12 protein-coding genes and 1 pseudogene are annotated in these 15,287 nt (G+C 68.9%); 3 read left to right on the forward strand and 10 right to left on the reverse strand.

Annotation, left to right across the window (positions count from 1 at the left end):
- Positions 1–97: 97 nt before the first annotated feature.
- The 8 genes from BAMB_RS24610 to BAMB_RS24645 all read right to left on the reverse strand — a co-directional run bounded on the left by BAMB_RS24610 (position 98) and on the right by BAMB_RS24645 (position 10,043).
- Positions 98–997: an SMP-30/gluconolactonase/LRE family protein gene (locus BAMB_RS24610; protein ID WP_011659858.1), complete on the reverse strand. Its 900-nt coding sequence runs from the start codon at positions 995–997 to the stop codon at positions 98–100.
- A gap of 45 nt (positions 998–1,042) precedes the next feature.
- On the reverse strand, positions 1,043–2,062 hold the full coding sequence (gene araH / locus BAMB_RS24615) for an L-arabinose ABC transporter permease AraH (protein WP_011659859.1): 1,020 nt from the start codon (positions 2,060–2,062) through the stop codon (positions 1,043–1,045).
- 35 nt (positions 2,063–2,097) lie between these two features.
- Positions 2,098–3,657, reverse strand: coding sequence for an L-arabinose ABC transporter ATP-binding protein AraG (gene araG / locus BAMB_RS24620; protein WP_011659860.1), 1,560 nt, complete (start codon positions 3,655–3,657; stop codon positions 2,098–2,100).
- A gap of 20 nt (positions 3,658–3,677) precedes the next feature.
- Positions 3,678–4,682, reverse strand: coding sequence for an arabinose ABC transporter substrate-binding protein (locus tag BAMB_RS24625; protein ID WP_011659861.1), 1,005 nt, complete (start codon positions 4,680–4,682; stop codon positions 3,678–3,680).
- 81 nt (positions 4,683–4,763) lie between these two features.
- Positions 4,764–5,693: a Gfo/Idh/MocA family protein gene (locus BAMB_RS24630; protein ID WP_011659862.1), complete on the reverse strand. Its 930-nt coding sequence runs from the start codon at positions 5,691–5,693 to the stop codon at positions 4,764–4,766.
- 24 nt (positions 5,694–5,717) lie between these two features.
- Entirely contained in the window at positions 5,718–6,647 is a 930-nt protein-coding gene (locus BAMB_RS24635) for a dihydrodipicolinate synthase family protein (protein WP_011659863.1), read from the reverse strand.
- 52 nt (positions 6,648–6,699) lie between these two features.
- Positions 6,700–8,058, reverse strand: coding sequence for an MFS transporter (locus BAMB_RS24640; protein WP_011659864.1), 1,359 nt, complete (start codon positions 8,056–8,058; stop codon positions 6,700–6,702).
- Between the two features lie 233 nt (positions 8,059–8,291).
- On the reverse strand, positions 8,292–10,043 hold the full coding sequence (locus BAMB_RS24645) for an IlvD/Edd family dehydratase (protein ID WP_011659865.1): 1,752 nt from the start codon (positions 10,041–10,043) through the stop codon (positions 8,292–8,294).
- A 114-nt stretch (positions 10,044–10,157) separates the two neighbouring features.
- On the opposite strand from BAMB_RS24645, the gene BAMB_RS24650 reads away from it, so the two are divergent.
- Positions 10,158–11,108 (forward strand): LysR family transcriptional regulator, encoded by a 951-nt coding sequence (locus tag BAMB_RS24650; protein ID WP_011659866.1) that lies wholly within the window; start codon positions 10,158–10,160, stop codon positions 11,106–11,108.
- Positions 11,109–11,110: 2 nt separating this feature from the next.
- Here BAMB_RS24650 and BAMB_RS24655 read toward each other — a convergent pair whose 3' ends face one another.
- A complete protein-coding gene (locus tag BAMB_RS24655; protein ID WP_011659867.1) occupies positions 11,111–11,587 on the reverse strand; it encodes an OsmC family protein in 477 nt (158 codons plus the stop codon).
- A 61-nt stretch (positions 11,588–11,648) separates the two neighbouring features.
- Between BAMB_RS24655 and BAMB_RS36205 the strand changes: the two are divergent.
- Together BAMB_RS36205 and BAMB_RS24660 are read left to right on the forward strand one after the other, a co-directional pair.
- Positions 11,649–11,738: pseudogene (locus tag BAMB_RS36205) on the forward strand (GntR family transcriptional regulator); the annotation flags it as partial.
- 256 nt (positions 11,739–11,994) lie between these two features.
- Entirely contained in the window at positions 11,995–14,100 is a 2,106-nt protein-coding gene (locus BAMB_RS24660) for a TonB-dependent siderophore receptor (RefSeq protein ID WP_011659868.1), read from the forward strand.
- Between the two features lie 115 nt (positions 14,101–14,215).
- Here BAMB_RS24660 and BAMB_RS24665 read toward each other — a convergent pair whose 3' ends face one another.
- Complete coding sequence (locus BAMB_RS24665; protein WP_011659869.1) at positions 14,216–15,256, reverse strand: LacI family DNA-binding transcriptional regulator; 1,041 nt, start codon at positions 15,254–15,256, stop codon at positions 14,216–14,218.
- Positions 15,257–15,287 lie beyond the last annotated feature (31 nt).

Below are 15,287 nucleotides of genomic sequence, written 5' to 3' on the forward strand. Positions count from 1 at the left end.
ACGGCCGCCGCGCGCTCATGCAGGCGCGGCAGGCCGCGAGCGTGACGGTGAAGCCCGCTGCGTCAGCGACATCCCATGAACGGGATCCAATACGCGATCAGCCGCGCGGCGCGCCCATGAATCGCGCGGTCGGCAGCCCCGCATGGCGCGTCTGCGCGACGAACACGCCGCCGGCATCGGCATCGCTCGCCAGCGCGTCGTCGCTCAGCCCAACACGCGCACTCGTCACGTACAACCGGCCTTCGCCATCGAGCGTCACGCAGCTCGGCTGCGCGGTCGGCACCGCGATGCGTTCCGTCTCGACGCCGTCCGCGGCGTAGCGCACCACCCGCCGGCCGCCCCACTGCGCGTTCCACAGGCCGCCGTCGCGGTCCATCGTCGAGCCGTCCGGGTCGCCATCCGCATCGGTCAGCCGCGCGAACGGCCGCACGCCGGCCACACCCGCGCGGCCGTAATCGCACACGAGGATTTCACGCACGAGCGAATCGCAGAAGTACATCTTCGAGCCGTCCGGCGAGAACGCGATGCTGTTCGCGATCGCGGCCGGCGGCAACGCGAGCCGTTCGAGCGTGAGGTCGGCATTGAGCCGGTAAAACCCGCCGACCGCGCGCGGCGGGTCACCGCCCTCGTCTTTCATCCCGAACACGAACGCGCCGGACGGATCGCAGCGCCCGTCGTTCAGGCGCGTCGGCAGATCGGGCTCGACGTCGACGATCCGCGTGAACGCGCCGCTGCGCAGGTCGAAGAACGCGAGTTGCGTCGCGAGCCCGACGAGCAGCACGTCCGGATCGTGCGTCAGCGCGAAGCACGCAAGCCGTTCGGGCATCGGCCACTGCGTGAGGTCCGAACCGTCCGCGCGGCAGCGCCACAGTTGCGCGCCTTCGATATCCACCCAATACAGCGCGTGCGTCTTGTCGCACCACGTCGCGCCTTCGCCGAGCGTGTTGCGGGTGTCCGCCAGCCGCGTCGCCGACGCGGCCGGATCAATCTGTTGCATTCCGTCTCCCGATACTTGTTGCATGCGCAGGCAGCCACGCATTCGTCAGATCTTCATCGCGCGCCGCTGGTTGCGACGATACTGGTCGAACAGCACCGCGAGCAACAGAATTCCGCCGCGTATCAGATATTGGTAAAAGGTCGGCACGTTCAACAGGCTCATCGCGTCCTGCACGGAGCCCATGATCAGCACGCCGACCAGCACGCCGGAGATGGTCGCCACACCGCCCGTCAGCGACACGCCGCCGAGCACGCACGCGGAGATCACGCCGAGCTCGAGGCCAACCGACGTCTTCGGGTCGCCGAGGCTCATCCGCGACGCGAGCATCACGCCGGCGAAGCCGGTCACGAGCCCCTGCAGCACGAACACCGCGATCTTGATGCGCATCACCGGCAGCCCCGCGAGCAGCGCGGCCTCGCCGTTGCCGCCGACGGCCAGCACGTTCTTGCCGAACACCGTCTTGCGCAGCAGGAAGCCGAACACGACGAAGCCAACGATGTTGCTCCAGATCGGATACGAGATGCCGAGGAACGAGCCGGCGCCGAGCTCGAAGAAGCGTTCCTCGGAGATCATCACCGCGTCGCCGTTCGACGTGATGAACGCGAGCCCGCGCACGACTTCCATCATCGCGAGCGTGACGATCAGCGAATTGATCCGCCAGCGCGCGATCAGCACGCCGTTCACGAGCCCGACCGCGCCGCCCGCGAGGATGCCGGCCACGGTACCGAACACCACGCTGTGCGTCGCGGTGATCAGCGTCGACGCGACGACGCCCGAGAACGCGACGATCGACGCGACCGACAGGTCGACTTCGCCGAGCGCGAGCACGAACATCATCGTCACCGCGATCGAACCGATCAGCGTGACCGACAGCAAAAGGCCCTGGATGTTGCGCGGCGTGAGGAAGTCCGGCACGGTCAGCGACAGCGTCGCGAACAGCACGAGAAACACCATCACGATGCCGGAGCGGTTGATCAGTTGCCACACGCCGCCGCGCGCTCGCGCGGGCGCGGCCGTGGCATCCGGGGACGGGGAAGTGCGTTGGGGTTGCATTGCCTGGCTCATATCAGTTCAGTTGCTTTCCGGTTGACTGCACGGCGCTAACGCGGCAGCGCGAGCTTGATCAGCGCGTCGGGCGTCGCCTGCGCCTTCGCCACTTCGCCCGCGATCCGTCCTTCCTTCATCACGATGATCCGGTCCGACACGCCGATCACCTCGGCCAGGTCGCTCGACACGAGGATCACCGTGCGGCCCGCTTCCGCGAGTTCGTAGAACAGGTTGTAGATTTCCGCGCGCGCGCCGACGTCGATGCCGCGCGTCGGCTCGTCCATCAGGAACACGTCGATGCGCTCGGCCAGCCAGCGCGCGAGCACGACCTTCTGCTGGTTGCCGCCCGACAGCGCGCCGATCGGCGTGTCGCCGTCGGGCGTCTTGATCGCGAGCCGCTCGATGTAGCGTTGCGCGAGGTCGCGTTCGCGCCGCGCGTCGAGCAGCACGCGCGCCGGGCTGAAATGACGGCGCGCGCTGATGTTCAGGTTGTCGGCCACCGACGCGATCGCGACGATGCCTTCCTGCTTGCGATCCTCCGGGCACAGCGCGATGCCGGCGCGCACCGCGTGGCGCGGGCTCGAAAACGCGACGCGCTTGCCGCCCAGCTCGACGTGGCCGCCGCTCGGGCGCGTCGCGCCGTACAGCAGCTTCATCAGCTCCGAGCGGCCCGCGCCGACGAGCCCGAAGAAGCCGACGATCTCGCCGCGGCGCGCGGCGAACGACACCGGCTCGGACAAGCCGGGCCCGGTCAGCCCCTTCGCCTCGATCATCACGTCGCCGGCCGCGCGCGGCCGGTAGCCGTACACGTCCTCGATCGAGCGGCCGACCATGCAGCCGATCAGCTGGTCGCGATCGAGCTCGGCGACCGATTCGAACGTCTCGATCCGGCGGCCGTCGCGGAACACCGTCACGCGGTCGCACAGCGCGTCGACTTCCTCCATCCGGTGCGTGACGTAGATGATCGCTCGCCCTTCCGCGCGCAGCGAGCGGATGATGCGGAACAGCTGCGTCGTCTCGCGCGCGGACAGCGAACTCGTCGGTTCGTCGAACGCGATCACGCGCGCGTCGCGCATCAGCGCCTTGCCGATCTCGATCATCTGGCGCTGGCCGATCGACAGATACTTCACCGGGATGTCCGGATCGATGTGCTCGCCGAGGCGCTCCAGCGCATCGAGCGCACGCACCGCGAGCGCGCGCTCGTCGACCACGCCGAGCCGGCTCGGCAACTGCCCGAGCATCAGGTTCTCCGCGACCGTCAGCTCCGGCACCAGATGCAGCTCCTGGTAGATGATCGCGATGCCGGCCTCGAGCGCGGCGCGCGTCGACGCGAAGCGCTGCACCGTGCCGTTCAGCGTCAGCGTGCCGGCCTGCGGCTGGTTCACGCCGGACAGCACCTTCAACAGCGTCGACTTGCCCGCGCCGTTCTCGCCCATCAGCCCGTGCACTTCGCCCGCGCGCACCGACAGCGACACGGCATCGAGCGCGCGCACGCCCGGGAATGTCACCGTGATCCCGTCGAGCGAGAGCAGCGCGCCGCCGGGCGGCGCGGCGGCGCCGTGCGTGGCCGCGTCGTCGTTGCCGGACACGGCCGTGATCGTCTGCATCGTCATCGCGTCGTCGCCTCGCACGCTCAGATGCCGAGCTCGGTGCGCACGGCCTGCCAGTTCGCGCGCGTCATCAGCTTGCCGCTCGTCTGCGTGTCGGCCGGCGGCGTCTTGCCGTTGCGGATCCAGTCGACGAGGTTCTGCGTGCTGTCCTTGCCGTGGTTCGTCGAGCTGACCGCGATCGTCCCGTAGAAGCCGGTCGGCTCCTTCTTCTGGAATTCGGCGAACGCTTCGCCCGCGCCGTTGATGCCGACGCCGATCACGTCGGCCGCCGGGATGTGCAGCTGTTCGGTCGCGCGCACCGCGCCGAGCACGGTTTCCTCGTTCAGCGCGTAGACCACCCACTTCTTCACGTTCGGATGGCGCGCGAGCACGGGCGCGGCGGCGCTGAAGCCGCCTTCGTCGTCGGTCGTCTTCTGCGGCGCATCGAAGATGTTCTCCTTGCGGAAGCCGTTCGCGAGCAGCGCCTGCGTCGCGCCGTCGGTGCGCAGCTTCGCGGTCGGCAGCTCGTAGTTGGTGATGCGCAGCGCGCCGACTTCCTCAGGCTTCCAGCCGCGCCGCTTCATCTCGTCGGCGATCGCCTGGCCGACCTGGTTGCCGATCTTGATCGCCGACATCCCGAGATGCGGCACGTTCGACAGCGGCTTGCCGGTCGAGTCGACGAGCTGGTCGTCGACGGTCACGAACTTCATGTTGTAGCGCTTCGCGCGCGCGGCGATCGCCGGCCCGAGGCGCACGTCGGGCGCGCAGATCACGAAGCCCTGCGCGCCTTGCGAGCCGAGGTTGTCGATCGCGGCGAGCACCTTCTCGCCGTCCGGCGTGCCGATCTTCACGACCGAGAAGTTCTCCTTCTGGCCGAGCGAGGCGGCCGCGTTCTGCTCGTTGATGAACCATGCCTGCTCGGGCATCTTCACCAGGAAGCCGATCTTCAGCGGCGCGTCGGCGTGCGCGGCGCCCTGCATCCCGAGCGGCGCGAGGCAAAGCGCGGCCAACAGTGCGCGCAGGGTGTGTCGGCGAGTCGTGCGGTTCATGCGGTGTCTCCTTGTATTGGCTTGGGTCTTCAACATCCGTCGTACACGGTCGCGCTCGCGATGAGGCGCGCCGGCACGTTTTCAGCGGCCGAACGCGTCGGTCCCGACGCGCCGCCCGAACAAAAATGCGTCGGCGACGAGCCGCAACGGCCGTACGTCGACGTCGCTTTCGCCGCGCGCGATCAGCGCGCGGAAGTGAGCATACAGCGCCGGATACTCGCGCTGCGGGCCGATCTCGACCGGCTCGCCGGCGATCGACAGCTGCGCGCCGCCGCGGCTGATCGCGAGCACGCCGTCCGACGTGTCGACCGCGATCTCCCATTGCTCGACGGGGCCGTGCCGCCAGTCGAATTCCGCGTGCACGGGCACGCCTTCCGTATCGGCGCAATCGAGTTCGGCCGCGATCGGCGTCTGCACGTCGCTCGGCACGTAGAGCGTCGCTTCGCGCAGCACGAGCTCGCGCGGCAGGATCCGCGTGACGATCGACAGCGCGTTGATGCCGGGATCGAACACGCCGAGGCCGCCCGGCTCCCAGATCCACTGCTGCCCCGGATGCCAGCGCCGCACGTCTTCCTTCCAGCGCACCTGCACCGCGCGGATCGTGCGCGTCGCGAGCCACGCGCGCGCCGGTTCCACCGCGCTCGCGCAGCGCGAATGCCAGGTCGCGAACAGCGTGAGGCCGCGTTCGCGCGCGAGCGCGTCCAGCGCGGCCACTTCGCCGAGCGTCGCGCCCGGCGGCTTCTCGAGCATCACGTGCTTGCCGGCTTCGAGCGCCGCGCGTGCCTGCGCGTAGCGCACCTGCGGCGGCGCGCACAGCGACACCGCCTCGAGCCCGGGCTCGGCTGCCAGCAGCGCACCGAGCTCCGGATAATTGCGCACGCCGTTGACTTCCGCGTGACGGCTCGCGCAGGCGGTCAGCGCGAAGCCCGGTTCGGCGGCGATCGCCGGCAAATGCTGGTCACGCGCGATCTTGCCGATTCCGATCACGCCCAGCGAAATCTCCTTGCTCATCTGCGTTCCTCCTTCGCTACTCGGTCAGTGCGCCCAGCGCAGCACGAGCGGATCGAGCCGGCGCGCGATCGCGAGCAGCTCCGCGCGCGTGTCCGGATGCAGTTCCGGCATCGGATGCCGCGGCCGCTCGCACGCGATCACACCGCCTTCGCGCATCAACGCCTTCGCGGTGAGAATGCCGGACTGGCGGTTCTCGTGATTGATCAGCGGCAGCCACGCCTGATAGCGCGCGTATGCGTCGTCCTGCCGCCCTTCGCGCCACGCTTCGAGGATCGGCCGGATGCCGTCCGGATACGCGCCGCCCGTCATCGCGCCGGTCGCGCCGGCATGCAGGTCGGCGAGCAGCGTGATCGCCTCCTCGCCGTCCCACGGCCCTTCGATCGCGTCGCCGCCGAGCCGGATCAGCTCGCGCAGCTTGTTCGCGGCGCCGGGCGTCTCGATCTTGAAGTACGCGACCTGCTCGATCTCGCGCGCCATCCGTGCAAGCAACGGCGCGGACAGCGCGGTGCCGCTCGCGGGCGCATCCTGGATCATGATCGGGATGTCGATCGCATCCGACACGCGCGCAAAGAAGTCGACGATCTGCGCTTCGGGCACGCGGAACGTCGCGCCGTGATACGGCGGCATCGTCATCACCATCGCCGCGCCGAGCTGCTGCGCGCGCAGGCTGCGCGCCGCGCACACGTGCGTGCTGTAGTGCGATGTCGTGACGATCACCGGCACGCGGCCGGCGACGTGTTCGAGGATCGTGCGCGTGAGCACGTCGCGTTCGTCGTCGGTGATCGCGAATTGCTCGGAGAAGTTCGCGAGGATGCACAGCCCGTCCGAGCCCGCATCGATCATGAAATCGACCGCGCGCTTCTGGCTCGCGAGGTCGAGCTCGCCGGTCTCGGAAAACGTCGTCGGGACGACGGGGAAGATGCCGCGATAGCGCGGTGTGCTGCTCGATGTCATGGTTCGGGTCCTGCGTCGGTCGAATCGGCGTTCAGCCGGAAAAACAAGGCGTTCAGGATTCGCGGGCCAATGCGCCCGCGGCCGGCTCGGGCGCGCGCAGCGCGGCCCGGACCACGAACGTCATCAGCACCGCGAACAACAGCGTCGCCGCGAGAAAGTACAGGCCGGCCGCGAGACTGCCGGTCGATGCCTTGATCAGGCCGATGCCGTACGGCCCGAAGTAGCCGCCGAGATTCGCGAGCGAATTGATCGCGGCGATGCCGACCGCCGCGCTCGTGCCGGTCAGGAATTCGCCGGGCAGCGCCCACACGACGGCCTGGATCGAATAGAGCGAGAACGCGGTCAGGCAGATGAACGCGAACTGCAGCGCGGGCTGCCGCACCCATGCGCTCGCGGCCATCGTCACGGCGGCCGCCGCCGACACGACGACGATGTGCCAGTAGCGCTCGCGCTTGCGGTCCGAATGGCGCGGCACGACGAGCAGGCCGACCACCGCGAACAGATACGGTACCGCGGACAGCAGCCCGGTCGCCGCATCGCCGGCACCGAATGCGTGGATGATCGTCGGCAGCCAAAGCGACAGCCCGTAGATGCACAGCGGAAACGGCAGGAACAGCGCGGCGAGCAGCAGCACGCGGCGGTCGCGCAGTGCGGCGAGCGGATTGCCGTGCGAAGCGGGTCGATACGTGTCGCGGTCGGCGGCGAGCTGCCGCGCGATCCAGCGGCGCTGGTCGTCGTTCAGCCAGCGCGCATGCGCGGGCGACTCGGGCAACAACCGCAGCGTGGGCCATGCGAGCAGCACGGCCGGCAAGCCGCTGACGACGAACAGCGTCTGCCAGTCCGACAGGCCGAACCAGCCGTGCGTCGACAGCAGCCACCCGGCGAGCGGGCCCGTCACGATGCCGGCGAGCGGCTGCGCGAGCACGAGCAGGCCGATCACGCGCGCACGGTCGCGCATCGGGAACCATTGCGTGAGGAAGTACAGGATGCCGGGATAGAGGCCGGCTTCGGCCGCGCCGAGCAGGAAGCGCAGCACGTAGAAACTGGCCGGCCCCTGCACGAGCGCCATCGCGATCGTGATCACGCCCCACGTCGCGAGGATGCGCGCGAACCAGACGCGTGCGCCGAAGCGTCCGAGCGCGAGGTTGCTCGGCACTTCGCACAGGAAGTAGCCGATGAAGAACAGGCCGGCGCCGAGGCCGTAGGCGGCATCGCCGAGGCCGATCGCCGCGTTCATGTGCAGCTTCGCGAAGCCGACGACCGTGCGGTCGACGTAGGCGACCACGTAGATCAGCGCGAGGAACGGCACCAGCTTGCGCGTGAGCAAGCGGGTCAGTTGCCGTTCGTCGACGGCTGCCGGCGAATCGGACTGTTCCGCCATCGCGTGGGCGGGCGTGTACTGCGTCGTCATCTTGTCTCCTGTCGGCCCACGTTGGCGCTTCAGCGCTTACGGGGGCCCCATGCTTCGCGGTAGCCCACGTTGGCGCTTTAGCGCTTGCGGGGGTCCCATGCTTCGCGGTCGGCCTCCGTCTGCGTCTTGGCGCTTGCGGAGGCCCCATGCTTTACGGCGGCCCGGTTAAGCGCCCTGCCACAGCCGGCACTTCACCCTACTTCCCTCAGGCTCCACCGCGATCGGTTTGTCGCTCAATGCGAATGGCTCGGCACGTCCGCGCCGCGCATGCCGACCAGGAAGTCGAGGTCGCACCCCTCGTCGGCCTGCAGCACGTGATCGATATACAGCCGCGCGTAGCCGCCCTTGCCGAGCTGCGCGGCCACGCCCGGCGCCGCTGTCGGATCGACGTCCGACAGGCGGCGCTGCAGTTCGTCGTCCGGAATGTCCAGGTGCAGCGTGCCGGCCTCGCAGTCGAGCTCGATCCAGTCGCCGTTGCGCACGGCGGCCAGCGGCCCGCCCGCGGCCGCTTCCGGCGCGACGTGCAGCACCACCGTGCCATACGCGGTGCCGCTCATCCGCGCGTCCGAGATCCGCACCATGTCCTTCACGCCCTGGCGCAGCAGCTTCGGCGGCAACCCCATGTTGCCGACCTCCGCCATCCCCGGATAACCGCGCGGCCCGCAGTTCTTCAGCACCATCACCGAACTCGCATCGACGTCGAGCGCTTCGTCGTTGATCGTCGCCTTGTAGTGCTCGAGGTTCTCGAACACCACCGCGCGGCCGCGATGCTTCAGCAGCTCGGGGCTCGCCGCCGACGGCTTCAGCACCGCGCCGCGCGGCGCGAGATTGCCGCGCAGGATGCAGATCCCGCCGTCGGCGATCAGCGGCCGGTCGAGCGGGCGGATCACCTCGTCGTCGTAGTTCGGCGCTTCGCGCACGTTGTCCCACAGCGACTTGCCGTTGACCGTCAGCGCGTCGGGGTGCGGCAGCAGCCCGCCTTCGCCGAGCCGGCGCAGCACGGCCGGCAGGCCGCCCGCGTAATAGAACTCCTCCATCAGGAAGCGCCCGGACGGCATCAGGTCGACGATCGTCGGCGTGTCGCGGCCGATACGCATCCAGTCCTCGAGCTCGAGCGGCACGCCGATGCGGCCCGCGATCGCCTTCAGATGGATCACCGCGTTGGTCGAGCCGCCGATCGCCGCGTTCGCGCGGATCGCGTTCTCGAACGCCGCGCGCGTCAGCACCTTCGACAGCACGAGCCCTTCGAGCGCCATCTCGACGATCCGGATGCCGGACATGTGCGCGAGCACGTAGCGGCGCGAATCGACGGCCGGAATCGCCGCGTTGTGCGGCAGCGCCACGCCGAGCGCCTCGGCCATGCACGCCATCGTCGACGCGGTGCCCATCGTGTTGCAGGTGCCGGCCGAGCGCGACATGCCGGCTTCGGCCGACAGGAAGTGATGCAGGTCGATCTCGCCGGCCTTCAGCGATTCGTGCAGTTGCCACACGGCGGTGCCCGAGCCGATGTTCTTGCCTTCGAGCTTGCCGTTCAGCATCGGGCCGCCCGACACGACGATCGCCGGCACGTCGCAGCTCGCCGCGCCCATCAGCAGCGCGGGGGTCGTCTTGTCGCAGCCGGCGAGCAGCACGACCGCGTCGATCGGATTGCCGCGGATCGCTTCCTCGACGTCCATCGACGCCAGGTTGCGCGTGAGCATCGCCGACGGCCGCAGGTTCGATTCACCGTTCGAGAACACCGGGAACTCGACCGGGAACCCGCCCGCCTCGAAGATCCCGCGCTTCACGTGCTCGGCGAGCTTGCGGAAGTGCGCATTGCACGGCGTCAGTTCGGACCACGTGTTGCAGATGCCGATGATCGGCCGACCGTCGAACTCGTGATCGGGGATGCCCTGGTTCTTCATCCAGCTTCGGTACATGAAGCCGTTCTTGTCGTTCGTGCCGAACCATTGGGTGGAGCGCAGCCTGGGTTTTGTTGCCGACATCGTCAGTCCTGTGGTGACGGGATACCGGCGCAGTCTAGGCAGAATTTTGATAACTCGCTAATGACGTTTTAGGCGATTACGATATCGATTCCGATATCGATATAAACCCGTACCATGCTCGAAGCCAGCCCATGGGGAAACCGCAGCCGCCTGAAGACGCGCCAGCTCCTGCTGGTCGTCGCGCTCGCCGACGAAGGCAGCATTCACCGCGCGGCGGCCGCGCTGAACATGACGCAGCCGGCCGCGTCGAAGCTGCTGCGCGAGCTCGAGGAATCGATCGGCGCGGTGCTGTTCGAGCGCCTGCCGCGCGGGATGCGGCCGACGCTGTACGGCGACGCGCTGATCCGCCACGCGCGCGCCGCGCTCGGCAGCCTCGACCAGGCGCGCGAGGAACTGGCCGCGCTGAAGGCCGGCCATCTCGGGCATGTGGCGGTGGGCGCGATCACGTCGCCGGGGTTGCGGCTGGTGCCGCCGGCCGTCGCCGCGGTGAAGGGCACGCATGCGAACGTGCGCGTGTCCGTCGCGATCGACACGAGCAATGCGCTGCTCGAACATCTCGCGCAGGACAAGCTCGACATCGTGCTCGGCCGGCTGTCAGCCGAACACGACAAGTTGCACCTGCGCTACGAGCCGCTGACCGGCGAGCCGGTCGCGGCGGTCGTGCGGCCCGGCCATCCGCTGCTCGCGCAGGCGCCGCTATCGCTTGCCGACGTGCAGCGTGCCGCGTGGGTCATGCCGCCGGCCGGCAGCGTGCTGCGCCACCGCTTCGAGCTGGTGTTCCAGCGCGCGAGCCTCGCGCCGCCCGCGAACGTCGTCGAGACGGCCGCGCTGCTGTTCATCACGCAACTGATCGAGCAGAGCGACATGATCGCGGTGCTCGCGGAGGACGTCGCGCTGTACTACGCGCGACATGGCATCGTGTCGGTGCTGCCGCTGGAGATGGATTGCCGGATGGACGATTTCGGGATCATCACGCGCACCGACCGGCTGCATTCGCCGGCCGTCGCGGTGATGGCCGACGCGATCCGCACGGCCGCGCGGGAGGTGTACGGGGTCGCGTTGTAACGTCACGCCGCCGCGAACTCGATCACCGGTTCGCACCGGATCGGGAAGTTCACGGAGTTCGCGATATAGCACTTCGCATGCGCATCGTGATGCAGCCGCTCGGCCAGCTCGCGATCGTCGCCCGCGCGGATCGTCACGCGCGGGTGCAGCACGATTTCGGTGAAGCGCCCGTGCTCGGGGCTGTCGAGCATCGTCCCTTCGGCGTCGTCGACGTACGCGAGCACGCGGATGCCGGCTTCCGAGCAAAGATGCAGATACCAGAGCTTGTGGCACGCCGATGCCGACGCTAACAGCAAATCCTCCGGATTCCAGCGCGCCGCATCGCCGCGAAACGCCGCGTCCGATGAGCCCGGAATGTCGGGCTTCGTACCCGCGCTGATCACATGATCGCGGCCATATTCGCGGTACCCGGACGTGCCGGTTCCGCGGTTGCCGGTCCACTCGACTGCCACGCGGTACTTGTGTTCGCCATGCGCCATCTCGCTCTCCTGTGCCATCGGATGTGATGGCCGCCATTGTGTCACCGGAATGCCCGGGCGCGAACGCAACGCCCGCAGCGCCCGCGCGATGACGGTCGCGCATCTCGATTCGGCGCGACGCATCGTGATGCGGCTCGTCGAAGGCAACTGAGGCCGGCCGGCGTCCGAGCGCGCGCTCGCCGATTTCCGGCCGCCGCCCCGCGGCACGGCATGGCACGGGCACCGGATCGGCCGCCCCGCCCGAACACTTGCACTCCCCGCCCCCCACGCAACAAGGTCAACTTACGATTGCAAATACATCTCATTTGCATTAGATTTCGGCGCGCAAATGAACTGTTTGGAACACGGATGCCGGCGCGAGACGGCCCGCGGTGCCCGAACGCGGACCAATCTCTGAAGGACAGGGTATGAGCAGGAAGAACTGGGCGGCCGCACCGATGGCCATCGTCGTCGGCACGGCCGGCCTGAGCGCCGCCGAGGCTCAGGAACTGTCGCTGCCCGCGATCGAAGTGTCCGGGCAGCGCACGACGGCGCCGTTTCGCGCGCCGGAATCGACGAGCGCGACGCGCACCGAGACGGACGTGATGGAGATTCCGTTCGCGGTCAGCAGCGTCGACAAGAAGCTGATCCAGACGGTAGCGGCCACACGCGGCGAAGACCTGTACGACTGGGTCGCCGGCGTCGCGCGGCAAAATAACTTCGGCGGGCTGTGGGACAACTACGCGGTGCGCGGTTTTGCCGGCGACGGCAACACGTCCGGCACCGACTACCTCGTCAACGGCTTCTCGTGGAATCGCGGCATCAGCGTGCCGCGCGACACCGCCACGCTCGAGCGCATGGAAGTCCTCAAGGGGCCCGCGTCCGCGCTGTACGGCCGCGGCGACCCCGGCGGGCTCATCAGCTACACGACGAAGCAGCCGCAGTTCGCGCGCGCGAACACGATCGGCGTGTCGGCCGGCAGCTACGGCGCGCTGCGCGAGACGCTCGATTCAACCGGCCCCGTCACGAAGTCGCTCGCGTACCGCTTCATCGCGATGAACGAGGACAACGGCAGCTTCCGCGATACCGTGTCGAGCAAGCGCTACCTGTTCGCGCCGTCGTTCACGTGGGACATCGGCGCGGACACGACGCTCCACTACGAATTCGAGACCGCCCGCCAGCGCGCGCCGCTCGATCGCGGCGTGGTCGCGGTCAACGGGCAGCTCGGCGCGGTGCCGGCGTCGAGGTTCATGGGCGAGCCGCGCGACGGCGACTACGACGTGCGCAACTCGGGCCACCAGTTCACGCTCGAACATCGCTTCAATGCCGACTGGTCGGTCAACGCCGGCTTCGCGCAGCGCGACACCGACCTGTCCGGCCGCTCGTCCGAAGCGTTCGCGCTGCAGCCGGACGGGCGTACGCTATGGCGCCGCTACCGGCAGGTCGCGTTTCACTCGAACGACGTGCAAGGGCGCGTCGAGGTGGCCGGCAAGGCCCGCACGGCCGGCATCGGCCATACGTTCGTGATGGGCGTCGACGCGTACCGCTTCAACTACGACCAGTTCGTGTCGCGCTCGACGCCGACGGCCGCGGCGCCGTATGCGATCGACATCTTCGATCCGGTCTACGGCCAGCCGGCGCCCGTGCCGCGCACCGCGACGAACCTGCTCGAGCGCGACGACGGCCAGGGCCTGTACGCGCAGGACACGCTCGCGTTCGGGCCGCACTGGAAAGTGCTCGCCGGGCTGCGCTGGGACCGCTTTCACCAGTCGGTCGAGAACCGCCTGAAGGGCGTGACGACGACCCAGCTGCAAACGGCGCTGAGCCCGCGGCTCGGCATCGTGTACGAGGCCAGCCCCGCGCTGTCGCTCTACGCGAACACCGCGTATTCGTTCCGGCCGAACAACGGCGCCGACGTGAACGGCCGCGCGTTCGATCCGGAGAAGGGGCACGGCTACGAAGCCGGCGTGAAATGGGCCGGCACGCGCTGGCTCGCAACCGTCGCCGCGTTCTACGTGAACAAGCGCAACGTGCTGACCGCCGATCCCGCGAATGCCGGGTTCTCGCGTGCAGCCGGCGAAGTACGCAGCCGCGGCGTCGAATTCGAATGGAACGGCGAACTCGGCCACGGGTTGCGCGGCATCGTCAACCTCGCGTACGTCGATGCGCAGGTCACGCACGACAACGTGCTGACGCCGGGCGCACGCCTCGTCGACATTCCGCGGCTGAGCGGGAGCGCGCTGCTGATGTACGAAACCGCGCTGGCGCTCGTCGACAAGGCCGGCGCGGGCGCGGGCGTGATCTACGTCGGGCGCCGCGCGGGCAATACCGCGAACACGCAGGATGGCTTCGATCTCCCCGCTTATGCGACCGTGCAGCTCAACGGCTACGTGCAGGTCAACAAGCATCTGCGCGCGTCGGTCGTGCTGAACAACCTGTTCAACCGCACGTACTACGTCAGCTCGTACAACAGCCTGTGGGTCACGCCGGGCGCGCCGCGCAGCCTGTTCGCGTCGCTCGCGTATTCGTTCTAGAACGGCTGGTCGACGGGCGTCGCGCGCCGGGCGCGAACCGTACGTGTGGTGCGTGGAAAGCCCCGACGCCGCAGAGCATGTCCGCCCATTGCCGCAAGGTGCGCGTCGACCCTCGCTACATAGCCGAGCGTCGCCCCGACACCGCCGCCGTCGTCCCGCGCACCACCAACCGCGGCAACGAAGCGATCCGCACGCGCGACGCATCGTCGATCCGGCCGCCCGCCTCGCGCAGCGCGTTGAGCAGCTCGACCGCGAGCCCGGCGGCCTCGGCGGTCGGGATCGCGACCGTCGTCAACGTGGGACGCGTGTCGCTCGCCAGATGAATATCGGTAATGCCGACGATCGACAGGTCGTCGGGCACGCGCCGGCCGCGATCGGCCGCCGCATGGAGCGCCCCGATCGCAGGCAGATCATTGGTCGCGACCAGCGCGGTCAGCCCGGGATGCGCGTCGAGCAGCCGGCCCGCCGCGCGCACGCCGCCTTCGATCGAATCGGAATCGGGCCCCGCCGCGACGATCGATGCGTCGAGCCCCGCTTCGCGCATCACGTCGACGAAGCCGTCATAGCGCGCCGCCTGCACGCCGCTCGCCGAGCCGCCGACGATCACGCCGATCGTCCGGTGCCCGAGTTCGAGCAGATGCCGCGTCGCGATCCGCCCGGCTTCGCGGAAATCCACCGCCACGCACGGCAACCCTTCAGGCGGCGCATCGGGCCGCTCCCACAGACACAGCACGACCGGCACGCCGCGCCGCGCGACGTCCACCAGATCCGGCAAGTGCAGGTTCGCGTTGGTCACGAGAATGCCTTCGGAGATCGTGCCGGCGATCTGGTCGAGATACGCTCTGCCCTGCAACGGATCTTCGTTCGTATTGCAGACGATCAGGAACTGCCCGTTGCGGCGCACCGCGCGCTCGACCGCGAGCGCGAACTCCGGATAGAACGGGTTCGCGATGCTCGATACCATCAGCGCGACCGTCGGCGCGCGCCCTTCCGCGAGGGCCCGCGCCGCGAGATGCGGCCGGTACCCGAGCGCCTGCACGGCTTCGAGCACGCGCGCGCGGGTGGCTTCGCCGACGCGACCACGGTTGCGCAGCACGTTCGAGACCGTCGCGGCCGTCACGCCGGCGCGGCGGGCCACTTCATCGAGTGTCGCCATGACTTGCTCACTATATGAGACGTTGATCCAG

The organism is Burkholderia ambifaria AMMD, from assembly GCF_000203915.1.
Lineage (GTDB): Bacteria > Pseudomonadota > Gammaproteobacteria > Burkholderiales > Burkholderiaceae > Burkholderia > Burkholderia ambifaria.